Raw genomic sequence first — 15,726 nt, forward strand, 5'->3', positions numbered from 1 at the left:
AGTGACGCACGGCCGAATCGTATTCAACGTGAGCGGTGTTGATGGTGATACCACGAGCTTTTTCTTCTGGGGCGCTGTCGATCTTGTCGAAGTCAACCTTGGCCGAACCGAAAACTTCGGAGCAGACGCGGGTCAGAGCAGCGGTCAGAGTGGTTTTACCGTGGTCAACGTGACCGATAGTGCCAACGTTGACGTGCGGTTTGTTACGTTCAAATTTTTCTTTAGCCACGACAATTAACTCCTTGCCTAAAGGGCTGGATCAGCCTTGTTTTTTAACGATAGCTTCGACGATGTTCGACGGAGCTTCGGAGTATTTGGAGAATTCCATAGAGTAGCTCGCGCGACCCTGAGACATGGAACGAACGTCGGTCGCATAACCGAACATCTCACCCAGCGGAACTTCGGCACGGATAACCTTGCCGGACACTGTGTCTTCCATACCCTGGATCAGACCACGACGACGGTTCAGGTCACCCATCACGTCACCCATGTAGTCCTCAGGTGTTACAACTTCAACCTTCATGATCGGCTCAAGAACAACACCGCCACCTTTGGTAGCCAGTTGCTTGGTCGCCATGGAGGCCGCCACCTTGAACGCCATCTCGTTGGAGTCGACGTCGTGGTAAGAACCATCGAAAACGGTAGCCTTCAGGCCGATCAGCGGATAGCCGGCGACAACGCCGTTCTTCATCTGCTCTTCGATACCCTTCTGGATCGCCGGGATGTATTCCTTAGGAACCACACCACCAACAACTTCGTTCAGGAATTGCAGACCTTCCTGACCTTCGTCAGCAGGAGCAAAACGGATCCAGCAGTGGCCGAACTGACCACGACCGCCGGACTGGCGAACGAACTTGCCTTCGATCTCACAGGCCTTCGTGATCTTCTCACGATAGGAAACCTGTGGTTTACCGATGTTGGCTTCGACGTTGAACTCACGGCGCATCCGGTCAACCAGGATGTCCAGGTGCAACTCGCCCATGCCGGAGATGATCGTTTGACCAGTCTCTTCATCAGTCTTGACGCGGAAAGATGGATCTTCCTGAGCGAGCTTGCCCAGAGCGATACCCATTTTTTCCTGGTCGTCCTTGGTCTTAGGCTCTACGGCAACCGAAATAACCGGCTCCGGGAAGTCCATGCGAACCAGGATGATTGGCTTGTCAGCGGAGCAGAGGGTGTCACCAGTGGTAACGTCCTTCATGCCGATCAGGGCCGCGATGTCGCCAGCGCGTACTTCCTTGATCTCTTCACGGGTGTTTGCGTGCATTTGCACCATACGACCCACACGCTCTTTCTTGCCTTTAACCGAGTTGATCACGCCGTCGCCGGAGCTCAACACGCCCGAGTAAACGCGAGCAAAGGTCAAAGTACCCACGAATGGGTCGGTAGCGATCTTGAACGCCAGAGCCGAGAACGGCTCGTTGTCGTCTGCATGACGCTCCATTTCAACAGTCTCGTCATCCGGGTCAGTACCCTTGATGGCAGGAATGTCGACTGGTGCCGGCAGGTAGTCGATAACAGCGTCGAGAACCAGGGGAACGCCCTTGTTCTTGAAAGAAGAACCGCAAACAGCCAGAACGATTTCGCCAGCGATAGTACGCTGACGCAGAGCGCCCTTGATTTCCGCGATGGTGAGCTCTTCACCTTCGAGGTACTTGTTCATCAGCTCTTCACTGGCTTCAGCCGCAGCTTCAACCATGTTGCTGCGCCACTCTTCAGCCAGCTCCTGCAACTCAGCAGGAATTGCTTCACGGCGAGCAGCCATACCTTTGTCAGCATCATCCCAGTAAACCGCTTCCATGGAGATCAGATCGATCTGACCCTGGAAGTTGTCTTCGGAACCGATAGCCAACTGGATTGGCACTGGGGTGTGACCCAGACGCTGCTTGATCTGACCGATCACGCGCAGGAAGTTCGCACCAGCACGGTCCATCTTGTTTACGTAAACAAGACGCGGAACACCGTACTTGTTGGCTTGACGCCATACGGTTTCCGACTGAGGCTCAACGCCCGAAGTACCGCAGAACACAACGACCGCGCCGTCGAGTACGCGCAGGGAGCGCTCTACTTCGATGGTGAAGTCAACGTGACCCGGGGTATCGATGATGTTGAAGCGATGCTTCTCGAACTGCTTGTTGGAGCCAGCCCAGAACGCAGTAGTAGCAGCAGAGGTAATGGTAATACCCCGCTCCTGCTCTTGCACCATCCAGTCCATGGTCGCGGCGCCATCATGCACCTCGCCCATTTTGTGGTTTACGCCAGTGTAAAAAAGGACGCGCTCGGTGGTGGTGGTTTTACCAGCATCCACGTGAGCAACGATACCGATGTTACGGTAGCGGTTAATCGGAGTAGTACGAGCCATAAAGCCCTCGCAAAATTAGTGACGCTAAAATTAGAAGCGGTAGTGCGAGAAAGCCTTGTTGGCTTCAGCCATACGGTGCACGTCTTCACGCTTCTTAACTGCAGCACCTTTACCTTCAGCAGCGTCCAACAGTTCGCCAGCCAAACGCAGAGCCATAGACTTCTCGCCGCGCTTACGGGCGAAGTCTACCAACCAGCGCATTGCCAGCGCGTTACGACGGGACGGACGAACTTCGACCGGAACCTGGTAAGTAGCACCGCCTACACGGCGCGACTTTACTTCGACCAGCGGAGCGATGGCGTCGAGAGCTTTCTCGAAGATTTCCAGGGGGTCGCTGTTCTTGCGTTCTTTAACCTTTTCCAGCGCGCCATAAACGATACGCTCGGCAACGGCTTTTTTACCGCTTTCCATTACGTGGTTCATGAACTTGGCCAGGATTTGGCTTCCGTATTTTGGATCGTCAAGCACTTCGCGCTTGGCTGCTACGCGTCTTCTTGGCATGGATAAGCCCTCAAACGGTCTTCAGGTTCGCTCGGAATCGGTGCCCTTTCGGGACGCCTCCGACCTTACTCTTATCGACTCAGAAAAATAGAAATCGGTTTTTTTGCTGCAAGCGGCTATTACTTCGGACGCTTGGTACCGTACTTCGAACGACCTTGGTTACGACCTTTAACGCCGGAAGTATCCAAAGAGCCGCGAACGGTGTGGTAACGAACACCTGGCAAGTCTTTTACACGACCGCCGCGGATCAGTACCACGCTGTGCTCTTGCAGGTTGTGGCCTTCACCACCGATGTACGAGGAAACCTCGAAACCGTTGGTCAGACGCACACGGCATACTTTACGCAGTGCCGAGTTAGGTTTTTTCGGCGTAGTGGTATACACACGGGTGCATACGCCACGACGTTGCGGGCAGTTCTGCAGCGCAGGCACGTCGGATTTCTCGACGATACGCTTACGCGGCTGACGTACCAGCTGGTTGATAGTTGCCATCTACTAGCTCCACTGTTGTCTTGCGACGCTATTGTCTTGCAAGAAAAGCAAAATGGCAGGAACGAATTCCCGCCAAATTTAGGGGTACAAGAGTCTAAAGAGGATCTTGTCCCCAGTCAAGGCAAGGCCCCGACCTCCCCACTCATCCAACCTCGACAAAATGCCTCGATTCGATGAACGGAGCGACCAGGGCCCGCACTCATTTACCGCAGAACTCAGTTACCGCTCGAGTTCAGCGCTTCGGTCAGTGCAGCTTCCACTTCACTGGCGCTTACACGCAACGGCTTGTCAGCATCACGGCGGCGCTTGCGCTCGCTGTGATAAGCCAGACCGGTACCGGCCGGGATCAGACGACCCACGACTACGTTTTCTTTCAGGCCGCGCAGGTAATCGCGCTTGCCGGTTACCGCCGCTTCGGTCAGTACGCGAGTGGTTTCCTGGAAGGAAGCCGCCGAGATGAACGATTCGGTGGACAACGACGCCTTGGTGATACCCAGCAGAACGCGAGTGAACTTGGAGACAAATTTATCTTCAGTGCTCAGACGCTCGTTCTCGACCAGCACGTGAGTCAGCTCCATCTGGTCGCCCTTGATGAAACTGGAATCGCCGGATTCAGCGATTTCAACTTTACGCAGCATCTGACGCAGGATGGTCTCGATGTGCTTGTCGTTGATCTTCACGCCTTGCAGACGGTAAACGTCCTGGATCTCGTTCACGATGTACTTGGCCAGCGCACTCACACCCAACAGACGCAGGATGTCGTGTGGATCGCTCGGACCGTCGGAGATAACTTCGCCGCGGTTTACCTGTTCGCCTTCGAAGACGTTCAGGTGGCGCCACTTCGGAATCAGCTCTTCATACGGATCGCTACCGTCGTTCGGGGTGATAACCAGACGGCGCTTGCCCTTGGTCTCTTTACCGAACGCGATGGTGCCGCTGACTTCAGCCAGAATCGAGGCTTCTTTCGGACGACGGGCTTCGAACAAGTCGGCAACACGCGGCAGACCACCGGTGATGTCGCGGGTCTTCGAAGTCTCTTGCGGAATACGAGCGATAACATCACCGATCGCGATTTTCGCACCGTCCGCTACACCGACCAGGGCGTTCGCAGGCAGGAAGTACTGAGCAATTACGTCGGTACCCGGCAGCAAGAGATCCTTGCCGTTGTCATCAACCATCTTCACAGCAGGACGGATATCTTTACCGGCAGCTGGACGGTCTTTGGCGTCAAGTACTTCAATGTTGGTCATACCGGTCAATTCGTCAGTCTGACGCTTGATCGTGATGCCTTCTTCCATGCCCACGTAGGTCACGGTACCTTTCATTTCGGTAACGATTGGGTGAGTGTGCGGATCCCACTTGGCCACGATTGCGCCAGCGTCGACCTTGTCACCTTCTTTAACCGAAATCACAGCACCGTACGGCAGCTTGTAGCGCTCGCGCTCACGACCGAAGTCATCAGCGATCGCCAGCTCACCGGAACGGGACACAGCAACCAGGCAACCATCCACCCGCTCAACGTGCTTCAGGTTATGCAGACGGACGGTACCGCCATTCTTCACCTGAACGCTGTCGGCTGCGGAGGTCCGGCTTGCCGCACCACCGATGTGGAACGTACGCATGGTCAGCTGGGTACCCGGCTCACCGATGGACTGGGCAGCGATAACGCCGACCGCTTCACCGATGTTCACCTGGTGACCACGAGCCAAGTCACGGCCGTAGCACTTGGCACAAATGCCGTAGCGGGTTTCGCAGCTGATCGGCGAACGCACGATCACTTCATCGATGCTGTTCAGCTCGATGAACTCGACCCACTTCTCGTCTACCAGCGTGCCGGCAGGAACGATAACTTCCTCGGTACCTGGCTTGAATACGTCACGGGCAATGACACGACCCAATACGCGCTCACCCAACGGCTCAACAACGTCACCGCCTTCAATGTGCGGAGTCATTACCAGGCCATGTTCGGTGCCGCAATCGATCTCGGTCACAACCAGATCCTGCGCCACGTCTACCAGACGACGAGTCAGGTAACCGGAGTTCGCAGTTTTCAACGCGGTATCCGCCAAACCTTTACGAGCACCGTGAGTGGAGATGAAGTACTGAAGTACGCTCAAACCTTCACGGAAGTTCGCTGTAATCGGCGTTTCAATGATGGAGCCGTCCGGCTTGGCCATCAGGCCACGCATACCGGCGAGCTGACGGATCTGCGCAGCAGAACCCCGTGCGCCCGAGTCGGCCATCATGTACATCGAGTTGAAGGATTCCTGGTCGACTTCGACGCCATGACGGTCGATGACCTTCTCTTTCGAGAGGTTGGCCATCATCGCCTTGGAAACTTCGTCGTTCGCCTTGGACCAAAGGTCGATCACTTTGTTGTACTTCTCGCCCTGGGTTACCAGGCCGGAGGCGTACTGACTTTCGATCTCTTTCACTTCGTCGGTGGCTGCACCGATGATGCGGGCTTTTTCATCCGGGATAACGAAGTCGTTAACACCGATGGAAACGCCGGAGATGGTCGAGTAGGCAAAACCGGTGTACATCAACTGGTCAGCGAAGATCACGGTCTCTTTCAAACCAACCACGCGGTAGCACTGGTTGATCAGCTTGGAGATCGCCTTCTTCTTCATCGGCTGGTTGACGACGTCGTACGACAGGCCAGGTGGAACAACCTGGAACAACAGCGCACGGCCAACAGTAGTGTCGACGATACGGGTGTTCTTGACGCTGCCACCGTCACGATCGTTTACGGTTTCGTTGATCCGCACTTTGACTTTGGCGTGCAGTGCGGCTTCGCCGGCACGGAACACACGGTCAACTTCCTGCAGATCCGCGAACACACGACCTTCGCCCTTGGCGTTGATCGCTTCACGAGTCATGTAGTACAGACCCAATACAACGTCCTGCGACGGAACGATGATTGGCTCACCGTTGGCTGGCGACAGAATGTTGTTGGTCGACATCATCAACGCACGCGCTTCCAACTGGGCTTCCAGAGTCAGCGGTACGTGCACGGCCATTTGGTCGCCGTCGAAGTCGGCGTTGTACGCAGCACAGACCAGAGGGTGCAGCTGGATAGCCTTACCTTCGATCAGTACCGGTTCAAACGCCTGGATACCCAGACGGTGAAGGGTCGGTGCACGGTTGAGGAGAACCGGGTGTTCGCGAATCACTTCAGCGAGAACGTCCCAAACCTCTGGCAGCTCGCGCTCGACCATTTTCTTGGCGGCTTTGATGGTGGTAGCAAGACCACGCATTTCCAGCTTGCCGAAAATGAACGGCTTGAACAGCTCGAGAGCCATTTTCTTCGGCAGACCGCACTGGTGCAGACGCAGGGTCGGACCTACGGTAATTACCGAACGACCGGAGTAGTCAACACGCTTACCGAGCAAGTTCTGACGGAAACGACCTTGCTTACCCTTGATCATGTCAGCCAGGGATTTCAGAGGACGCTTGTTGGAACCGGTGATAGCGCGGCCACGACGACCGTTGTCGAGCAGTGCATCGACGGCTTCCTGCAACATACGCTTTTCGTTGCGCACGATGATGTCCGGAGCGGACAGATCGAGCAAACGCTTCAAGCGGTTGTTACGGTTGATCACTCGACGATACAGATCGTTGAGGTCGGAAGTCGCGAAGCGACCACCATCCAGCGGGACCAGTGGACGCAGATCTGGCGGCAGAACCGGCAGAACAGTCAGCACCATCCATTCTGGAAGGTTGCCGGAACCCTGGAAGGCTTCCATCAACTTCAGACGCTTGGACAGCTTCTTGATTTTGGTTTCGGAATTGGTTTGCGGAATTTCTTCACGCAGACGGCCAATCTCGTGCTCCAGGTCGATAGCGTGCAGCAGTTCGCGGACAGCTTCGGCACCCATGCGGGCATCGAAATCGTCGCCGAACTCTTCCAGCGCTTCGAAGTACTGCTCATCGTTCAGCAGCTGACCTTTTTCAAGGGTGGTCATGCCTGGGTCGATAACGACGTAGCTCTCGAAGTAGAGAACGCGTTCGATATCACGCAGGGTCATGTCCATCAGCAAGCCGATACGCGACGGCAGCGATTTCAGGAACCAGATGTGGGCAACCGGCGAGGCCAGCTCGATGTGCGCCATGCGCTCACGGCGAACTTTTGCCAGTGCAACTTCAACGCCGCACTTCTCGCAGATAACACCACGGTGCTTCAAGCGCTTGTACTTACCGCACAGGCACTCGTAATCCTTTACCGGGCCAAAGATCTTGGCGCAGAACAGGCCGTCACGCTCAGGTTTGAACGTACGGTAGTTGATGGTTTCCGGCTTTTTAACTTCACCGAACGACCACGAACGGATCATCTCAGGCGATGCCAATCCAATACGGATGGCGTCGAACTCTTCGACTTGACCCTGGTTTTTCAGCAAATTCAGTAGGTCTTTCAAGGCCTTTCCTCCTGGCGGAGCAGAGAGCGGGCAATCCTGCCCCGCTCTCGATTCGCGTCACGTGTTATTCGGTTTCCAGATCGATATCGATGCCGAGGGAACGAATTTCCTTGATCAACACGTTGAAGGACTCGGGCATGCCCGGCTCCATACGGTGATCGCCGTCCACGATGTTTTTGTACATCTTGGTCCGGCCGTTCACATCGTCCGACTTCACTGTGAGCATTTCTTGCAGAGTGTAAGCAGCACCGTATGCTTCCAGTGCCCAGACCTCCATCTCCCCGAAACGCTGACCACCGAACTGCGCCTTACCACCCAGCGGCTGCTGGGTAACCAGGCTGTACGAACCGGTAGAACGAGCGTGCATCTTGTCGTCTACCAAGTGGTTCAGCTTCAGCATGTACATGTAGCCAACAGTAACCGGGCGCTCGAACTTGTTGCCGGTACGGCCGTCGGTCAGCTGCATCTGGCCGCTTTCTGGCAGGTCTGCCAGTTTCAGCATGGCCTTGATTTCGCTTTCCTTGGCGCCGTCGAACACTGGAGTGGCCATAGGAACGCCGCCACGCAGGTTCTTCGCCAGATCCAGAATTTCCTGGTCGGAGAAGCTGTCCAGATCTTCGTTACGACCGCCGATCTGGTTGTAGATCTCGTCCAGGAAGGTGCGAAGTTCAGCGACTTTACGTTGCTCTTCGACCATCCGGTTGATCTTCTCGCCCAGACCTTTGGCCGCGAGGCCCAGGTGGGTTTCAAGGATCTGACCAACGTTCATACGCGAAGGTACGCCCAACGGGTTGAGGACGACGTCGACCGGGGTGCCATTGGCATCGTGCGGCATGTCTTCAACCGGCATGATCACGGAGACCACACCTTTGTTACCGTGACGACCGGCCATCTTGTCGCCCGGCTGGATGCGGCGACGGATTGCCAGGTAAACCTTGACGATTTTCAGCACGCCTGGAGCCAGGTCATCGCCCTGCTGCAGTTTGCGCTTCTTGTCTTCGAACTTGTCGTCCAGCAGACGGCGGCGATCAACGATGTAGGCCTGAGCCTTCTCGAGCTGCTCGTTAAGAGCATCTTCAGCCATGCGCAGTTTGAACCACTGGCCGTGCTCAAGACCGTCGAGAACTTCGTCGGTGATTTCCTGACCTTTCTTCAGACCGGCGCCGCCTTCGGCTTTGTGGCCGACCAGAGCGGAACGCAGACGTTCGAAAGTTGCGCCTTCAACGATACGGAACTCTTCGTTCAGGTCCTTGCGGATCTCGTCGAGTTGAGTCTTCTCGATCGACAGAGCACGAGCATCACGCTCAACGCCATCACGAGTGAAGACCTGTACGTCGATGACAGTACCCTTGGTGCCGGTAGGCACACGCAGGGAAGTGTCTTTAACGTCGCTGGCTTTTTCACCGAAAATCGCACGCAGCAGCTTTTCTTCCGGAGTCAGCTGGGTCTCGCCTTTCGGAGTGACCTTACCTACCAGAATGTCGCCTGCGCCAACTTCAGCACCTACGTAAACGATACCGGCTTCGTCCAGCTTGTTCAGTGCAGCTTCACCCACGTTCGGGATGTCTGCAGTGATTTCCTCTGGCCCAAGCTTGGTGTCACGCGCCACACAGGTCAGTTCCTGAATGTGGATCGTGGTGAAACGGTCTTCCTGAACCACACGCTCGGACAGGCAGATGGAGTCTTCGAAGTTGAAGCCGTTCCATGCCATGAACGCGATGCGCATGTTCTGACCCAGAGCCAGCTCACCCATATCGGTGGACGGACCGTCAGCCATGATGTCGCTGCGCTGAACCCGATCACCCTTGCTCACCAGCGGACGCTGGTTGATGCAGGTGTTCTGGTTGGAGCGGGTGTACTTGGTCAGGTTGTAGATGTCGACACCAGCTTCGCCGGTTTCAACTTCGTCATCAGCAACACGAACCACGATACGGCTGGCGTCGACGGAATCGATGACGCCACCACGACGAGCCACGACGCAAACGCCGGAGTCGCGAGCCACGTTACGCTCCATGCCGGTACCTACCAGCGGCTTGTCAGCGCGCAGGGTTGGTACAGCTTGACGCTGCATGTTCGAACCCATCAACGCACGGTTGGCGTCGTCGTGCTCGAGGAACGGGATCAGCGACGCAGCAACCGAAACTACCTGCTTCGGCGATACGTCCATCAAGGTGACGTCTTCCGGCGCCTTGACGGTGAATTCGTTCAAGTGACGAACAGCTACCAGCTCGTCGATCAGGACTTTCTTGTCGTTCATCGTGGCCGAAGCCTGAGCGATCACGTGATCGGCTTCTTCGATGGCGGACAGGAACACGATCTCGTCGGTGACCAGAGCATCTTTCACCACGCGGTACGGGCTCTCGAGGAAGCCGTACTGGTTGGTGCGCGCATAGGCCGCCAGGGAGTTGATCAGACCGATGTTCGGACCTTCCGGCGTTTCAATCGGGCATACACGACCATAGTGAGTCGGGTGTACGTCACGGACTTCGAAGCCTGCACGTTCGCGAGTCAAACCACCAGGGCCGAGTGCGGAAACACGACGCTTGTGGGTGATCTCGGACAGCGGGTTGTTCTGGTCCATGAACTGCGACAGCTGGCTGGAACCGAAGAACTCTTTCACCGCCGCAGCCACTGGCTTGGCGTTGATCAGGTCTTGCGGCATCAGGCCTTCGCTTTCAGCCATCGACAGACGCTCTTTGACCGCACGCTCAACACGTACCAGGCCAACGCGGAACTGGTTCTCGGCCATTTCGCCTACGCAGCGAACACGACGGTTACCCAGGTGGTCGATGTCATCGACGATGCCTTTGCCGTTACGGATGTCGACCAGAGTCTTCAGAACCGCGACGATGTCTTCTTTGCACAACACGCCCGAACCTTCGATCTCGGTACGACCGATACGACGGTTGAACTTCATCCGGCCGACCGCAGACAGGTCATAGCGCTCAGGGCTGAAGAACAGGTTGTTGAACAACGTCTCGGCCGCGTCTTTGGTTGGCGGCTCGCCTGGACGCATCATGCGATAGATCTCGACCAGTGCTTCCAATTGGTTGCTGGTGGAGTCGATCTTCAGGGTGTCGGAGACGAACGGACCGCAGTCGATATCGTTGGTGTACAGAGTTTCGATGCGAACAACGCCGGCCTTGGCAATTTTTGCCAGGATTTCGGTGTTCAGCTCGGTGTTGCACTCTGCCAGGATTTCGCCGGTAGCCGGATGCACGATGACCTTGGCGGTAGTGCGGCCCAGGACGTAGTCCAGAGGCACTTGCAGCTCTTTGATCCCGGCTTTTTCCAGCTGGTTGATGTGGCGAGCGGTAATACGACGACCCTGCTCGACAATAACCTTGCCTTTGTCATCCTGAATATCGAGGACAGCAATTTCACCACGCAGGCGCTGAGGCACCAGTTCCAGGCTGAGGTTTTCACCTTGCACGTGGAAGACGTTGGTGGTGTAGAACGCATCCAGCACTTCTTCGGTGGTATAGCCCAGCGCGCGCAGCAATACCGATGCAGGCAGCTTGCGACGACGGTCGATACGCACGAATACGCAGTCTTTCGGGTCGAACTCGAAGTCCAGCCACGAACCGCGGTAAGGAATGATGCGCGCGGAGTACAGCAGTTTGCCGGAGCTGTGCGTCTTGCCACGGTCGTGGTCGAAGAACACGCCCGGGGAACGGTGCAGCTGGGAAACGATTACACGCTCGGTACCGTTGATTACGAAGGTACCGTTCTCAGTCATCAGGGGGATTTCACCCATGTAGACTTCTTGCTCTTTGATATCCTTGATCGCTTTGTTCGACGATTCTTTGTCGAAAATGATCAGGCGCACTTTTACCCGCAAAGGTACGGCGTAAGTTACACCGCGCAATACGCATTCTTTGACATCAAATGCCGGTTCGCCCAGGCGATAACCGACGTACTCCAGCGCAGCATTGCCGGAGTAGCTGATGATCGGGAAAACGGATTTGAAGGCCGCATGCAGGCCCACGTCGCGGAACTGATCTTTAGTCGCTCCCGCTTGCAAGAATTCACGATACGAATCCAGCTGGATGGCCAGGAGGTACGGCACATCCATGACGTCCGGCAACTTGCTAAAGTCCTTGCGGATACGTTTTTTCTCAGTATATGAGTAAGCCATCAGCGTTCCCCAGCTTGGTCACCTGCTTGTTTGGCCCCTCCCGACGGGAGCAGCCAGAAAATCGTGCAAACCCCATGGTTTGCGCCACCGCATCGGGTGGTTACAGCTCGTTACCAGCACCGACCCAGTCGGCTGCCAATAACGGAAAAAGGCCGGTGGCAAGAGCCACCAGCCATCAGCCTTTTGCTTAACGCTCGGGCTGGAAACGCAAAGTCGATGCTTACTTCAGCTCGACTTTAGCGCCTGCTTCTTCCAGAGCTGCTTTGGCTTTGTCAGCTGCGTCTTTGGCAACAGCTTCCAGAACCATGGCAGGAGCGCCGTCAACTACAGCCTTGGCTTCTTTCAGGCCCAGACCGGTCAGTTCACGTACAGCCTTGATCACGTTAACTTTCTTCTCGCCAGCTTCGGTCAGCATGACGTTGAATTCGGTTTGCTCTTCAGCAACGGCAGCAGCAACAGCTGGGCCAGCGGAAGCAGCAGCAGCGGTAACGCCGAATTTTTCTTCGAAAGCTTTGATCAGCTCAACAACCTGGATAACCGACATTTCAGCTACGGCGTTGAGGATATCGTCTTGAGAGATAGACATGACTCTAATTCCTGATTTGGGGACGGCCTACGCGACCATCGAAATAAACAAAAAAGCGCGAAAGGAAGTGCTCAGCCTCAGGCTGCAACAGCTTCTTTTTGGTCGCGAATAGCCGCCAGAGTACGAGCCAATTTGCTGGTAGCGCCTTGAATCACGCTCATCAGCTGAGAAATTGCTTCGTCACGGGTCGGCAGAGTTGCCAGTACGTCGATCTGATTAGCTGCGAGGAACTTGCCCTCGAACGCAGCTGCCTTGATCTCGAACTTATCCTGACCTTTGGCGAATTCTTTGAACAAACGGGCAGCAGCGCCTGGATGTTGGTTAGAGAACGCGATCAAGGTCGGGCCGGTGAACACGTCGTTGAGGACACTGTATTCAGTGTCAGCAACTGCGCGCTTGAGCAGGGTGTTACGTACGACACGTACGTAAACGCCAGCTTCACGAGCCTCTTTACGGAGTCCGGTCATTGCGCCTACTGTCACACCGCGGGCATCAGCCACAACAGCAGACAGAGCGACTTTGGCAGCCTCGTTGACTTCAGCGACGATGGCCTTCTTGTCTTCGAGTTTAATTGCCACGGGTTTAACTCCTGCTTGTTACCGTTTCATCCAACCGAGGCCGGATGTCGTTTTGGTGTCTGATTCGGTAAGGAACCGGGAGCACCATCTGCGTAGGCTTGAGGTTTAAGACTTGCGTCGCCTACGGTCTTGGATAGCCCCCGCCAGGCAGGGACCCCAATCTTTCAATTGGCGCAATCACTTGCGCCAACCGGTGTCTTACGCGTCGAGCGAGCCTTGGTCGATGACCAGACCTGGACCCATGGTGGTGCTCAGGGTAACGCGCTTGACGTAAATACCTTTCGAGGAAGCTGGCTTGATACGCTTCAGATCAGCGATCAGGGCTTCAACGTTTTCCTTCAGCTTGACGGCATCAAAGCCGACTTTGCCAACGGAAGTGTGGATGATGCCGTTTTTGTCGGTGCGATAACGAACCTGACCAGCCTTGGCGTTTTTAACCGCGGTAGCTACGTCTGGAGTCACAGTGCCGACTTTAGGGTTAGGCATCAGACCACGTGGACCGAGGATCTGACCCAACTGACCTACAACGCGCATTGCATCCGGGGATGCGATCACTACGTCATAGTTCAGGTCGCCGCCTTTCATTTCGGCAGCCAGGTCGTCCATGCCTACACGGTCAGCGCCGGCAGCCAGAGCGGCCTCAGCAGCAGGACCTTGGGTGAACACGGCAACGCGAACGGTCTTGCCAGTGCCGTGCGGCAGCACGGTAGCACTACGAACGACCTGGTCGGATTTACGCGGGTCAACACCCAGATTCACAGCAACGTCGAACGACTCGCTGAACTTGACAGTCGACAGCTCGGACAGCAGAGCAGCAGCGTCTACAAAATTGTAGGCCTTGCCTGCTTCGATTTTGCCGGCGATAGCCTTTTGACGCTTGGTCAGCTTAGCCATTACACACCCTCCACGTTAAGGCCCATGCTACGAGCAGAACCGGCGATAGTACGCACGGCTGCTTCCATATCAGCTGCAGTCAGATCCGCGTTTTTGGTTTTCGCGATTTCTTCCAGCTGAGCACGAGTTACGGTGCCAACCTTAACGGTGTTCGGACGAGCGGAACCGCTAGTCAGACCAGCAGCCTTCTTCAGCAGAACCGAAGCAGGGGTGGATTTGGTTTCGAAAGTGAAGCTACGGTCGCTGTAGACAGTGATGATCACTGGAGTCGGCAGACCTGGCTCAAGACCCTGAGTACGGGCGTTGAAAGCCTTGCAGAACTCCATGATGTTCACGCCGTGCTGACCCAGAGCAGGACCAACAGGTGGGCTTGGGTTAGCCTGAGCGGCTTTCACTTGCAGCTTGATGTAAGCGGTAATCTTCTTGGCCATGAGGCACTCCAATTACGGGTTCAAACGCCTCGAAAGGCTCCCCGGTTACTTGCGCGTTTATCCCAGTGACGACAAAACCCCACAGCCTAGGGCTGCGGGGTTGGGATGCTTGCTCAGCTAGACCTTTTCGACCTGACTGAACTCTAACTCTACCGGAGTAGAGCGACCGAAAATGAGCACCGCCACTTGGATCCGGCTCTTTTCGTAGTTAACTTCTTCAACCGTGCCGGTAAAATCAGCAAACGGCCCATCGTTGACACGCACCGACTCGCCCGGCTCGAACAATGTCTTCGGCTTCGGCTTGTCGCTACCATCAGCAACGCGACGCAGAATCGCTTCTGCTTCTTTATCTGTGATTGGCGCAGGCTTGTCGGCAGTACCACCGATGAAACCCATCACCCGAGGAGTATCCTTGACCAAGTGCCAAGTACCCTCATTCATGTCCATCTGAACCAGCACATAACCAGGGAAGAATTTACGCTCGCTTTTGCGTTTCTGGCCATTACGCATTTCAACCACTTCTTCAGTGGGAACCAGAATTTCGCCGAAGCCATCTTCCATGCCAGCCAGCTTTACGCGCTCGATCAACGAACGCATGACATGCTTCTCGTAACCCGAGTAAGCATGCACAACGTACCAACGCTTAGCCACGGGACACCCTTAGCCGACAATCAAGGAAACAAGCCAGCCGAGCAGGGAATCAAGTCCCCACAACAGCAACGCCATAACCAGAACAACAGCCACAACAATCAACGTGGTCTGCGTGGTTTCTTGGCGAGTTGGCCATACGACTTTACGAATCTCGGTGCGAGCTTCCTTAACCAGTACAAAGAAAGACTTGCCCTTGACTGTTTGCAGGCCTACAAAGGCAGCTACAGCAGCAATGACAAGCAAAGCGAGTACACGGTACAGGATCGGCGAAGCAGAGTAATACTGATTGCCAACAACGCCAACAACCACCAAAGCGACTACTACAAGCCACTTGAGCAGATCGAAGCGAGAGCCTTGAGCTTCAGCTTTAGGAGTCATCTATGAAGATCCTGTGAAAAGAAAGCCAGACACACCAAGTGAATCTGGCAGGTCAGGAGGGAATCGAACCCCCAACCTACGGTTTTGGAGACCGTCGCTCTGCCAATTGAGCTACTGACCTAAAACAAAATCAGGCCGACCATTATGCCGGCCCGAAAAAGACATTACAACTATTTACTCGATGACTTTGGCTACGACGCCAGCGCCGACGGTACGACCGCCTTCACGGATAGCGAAACGCAGACCATCTTCCATCGCGATGGTTTTGATCAGAGTGACAGTCATCTGGATGTTGTCACCT

The 15,726-nt window shown here is 55.4% G+C and carries 12 protein-coding genes, 1 tRNA gene and 1 pseudogene; all 14 read right to left on the reverse strand.

From position 1 onward, the window contains the following. On the reverse strand, nt 1–229 hold a 229-nt coding region (locus AACY49_RS28575; protein ID WP_339527552.1), incomplete at its 3' end, for a GTP-binding protein. Nucleotides 230–259: 30 nt separating this feature from the next. After that, the gene (gene fusA, locus AACY49_RS28580; RefSeq protein WP_258698830.1) at nt 260–2,362 is read right to left on the reverse strand and encodes an elongation factor G; all 2,103 of its coding nucleotides are present in this window, start codon (nt 2,360–2,362) and stop codon (nt 260–262) included. A gap of 30 nt (nt 2,363–2,392) precedes the next feature. Further along, nucleotides 2,393–2,863 (reverse strand): 30S ribosomal protein S7, encoded by a 471-nt coding sequence (gene rpsG, locus AACY49_RS28585; protein WP_002555493.1) that lies wholly within the window; start codon nt 2,861–2,863, stop codon nt 2,393–2,395. A 119-nt stretch (nt 2,864–2,982) separates the two neighbouring features. After that, the gene (rpsL, locus tag AACY49_RS28590) at nt 2,983–3,354 is read right to left on the reverse strand and encodes a 30S ribosomal protein S12 (RefSeq protein ID WP_003186084.1); all 372 of its coding nucleotides are present in this window, start codon (nt 3,352–3,354) and stop codon (nt 2,983–2,985) included. Nucleotides 3,355–3,569: 215 nt separating this feature from the next. After that, on the reverse strand, nt 3,570–7,769 hold the full coding sequence (rpoC, locus tag AACY49_RS28595) for a DNA-directed RNA polymerase subunit beta' (RefSeq protein WP_105349125.1): 4,200 nt from the start codon (nt 7,767–7,769) through the stop codon (nt 3,570–3,572). Between the two features lie 64 nt (nt 7,770–7,833). Next, on the reverse strand, nt 7,834–11,907 hold the full coding sequence (gene rpoB, locus AACY49_RS28600) for a DNA-directed RNA polymerase subunit beta (protein ID WP_018925655.1): 4,074 nt from the start codon (nt 11,905–11,907) through the stop codon (nt 7,834–7,836). 220 nt (nt 11,908–12,127) lie between these two features. Then, complete coding sequence (rplL, locus tag AACY49_RS28605; protein WP_258698829.1) at nt 12,128–12,493, reverse strand: 50S ribosomal protein L7/L12; 366 nt, start codon at nt 12,491–12,493, stop codon at nt 12,128–12,130. Between the two features lie 77 nt (nt 12,494–12,570). Further along, entirely contained in the window at nt 12,571–13,071 is a 501-nt protein-coding gene (gene rplJ / locus AACY49_RS28610; RefSeq protein WP_095147408.1) for a 50S ribosomal protein L10, read from the reverse strand. Between the two features lie 198 nt (nt 13,072–13,269). Beyond that, the gene (gene rplA, locus AACY49_RS28615; RefSeq protein ID WP_007933725.1) at nt 13,270–13,965 is read right to left on the reverse strand and encodes a 50S ribosomal protein L1; all 696 of its coding nucleotides are present in this window, start codon (nt 13,963–13,965) and stop codon (nt 13,270–13,272) included. Further along, entirely contained in the window at nt 13,965–14,396 is a 432-nt protein-coding gene (gene rplK, locus AACY49_RS28620) for a 50S ribosomal protein L11 (RefSeq protein WP_007933726.1), read from the reverse strand. Before rplK ends, rplA begins: the two co-directional genes overlap by 1 nt. Before the next feature lie 117 nt (nt 14,397–14,513). Beyond that, nucleotides 14,514–15,047: a transcription termination/antitermination protein NusG gene (gene nusG / locus AACY49_RS28625; RefSeq protein ID WP_007933727.1), complete on the reverse strand. Its 534-nt coding sequence runs from the start codon at nt 15,045–15,047 to the stop codon at nt 14,514–14,516. A gap of 9 nt (nt 15,048–15,056) precedes the next feature. Next, the gene (gene secE, locus AACY49_RS28630; RefSeq protein WP_007896620.1) at nt 15,057–15,425 is read right to left on the reverse strand and encodes a preprotein translocase subunit SecE; all 369 of its coding nucleotides are present in this window, start codon (nt 15,423–15,425) and stop codon (nt 15,057–15,059) included. Between the two features lie 45 nt (nt 15,426–15,470). After that, nucleotides 15,471–15,546, reverse strand: a tRNA-Trp gene (locus AACY49_RS28635). Between the two features lie 53 nt (nt 15,547–15,599). Next, a pseudogene (locus AACY49_RS28640) lies at nt 15,600–15,726 on the reverse strand (hypothetical protein); the annotation flags it as partial.

The sequence above is a fragment of the Pseudomonas sp. EL_65y_Pfl2_R96 genome, from assembly GCF_963970905.1.
Lineage (GTDB): Bacteria > Pseudomonadota > Gammaproteobacteria > Pseudomonadales > Pseudomonadaceae > Aquipseudomonas.

Excerpts from the sequence above, each read along its gene's own strand:
- fusA (WP_258698830.1), bottom strand. The coding sequence starts at position 2,362 with ATGGCTCGTACTACTCCGATTAACCGCTACCGTAACATCGGTATCGTT.
- rplA (WP_007933725.1), bottom strand. The coding sequence starts at position 13,965 with ATGGCTAAGCTGACCAAGCGTCAAAAGGCTATCGCCGGCAAAATCGAA.
- rplK (WP_007933726.1), bottom strand. The coding sequence starts at position 14,396 with ATGGCCAAGAAGATTACCGCTTACATCAAGCTGCAAGTGAAAGCCGCT.
- rpsL (WP_003186084.1), bottom strand. The coding sequence starts at position 3,354 with ATGGCAACTATCAACCAGCTGGTACGTCAGCCGCGTAAGCGTATCGTC.
- rplL (WP_258698829.1), bottom strand. The coding sequence starts at position 12,493 with ATGTCTATCTCTCAAGACGATATCCTCAACGCCGTAGCTGAAATGTCG.
- secE (WP_007896620.1), bottom strand. The coding sequence starts at position 15,425 with ATGACTCCTAAAGCTGAAGCTCAAGGCTCTCGCTTCGATCTGCTCAAG.
- rpsG (WP_002555493.1), bottom strand. The coding sequence starts at position 2,863 with ATGCCAAGAAGACGCGTAGCAGCCAAGCGCGAAGTGCTTGACGATCCA.
- rpoB (WP_018925655.1), bottom strand. The coding sequence starts at position 11,907 with ATGGCTTACTCATATACTGAGAAAAAACGTATCCGCAAGGACTTTAGC.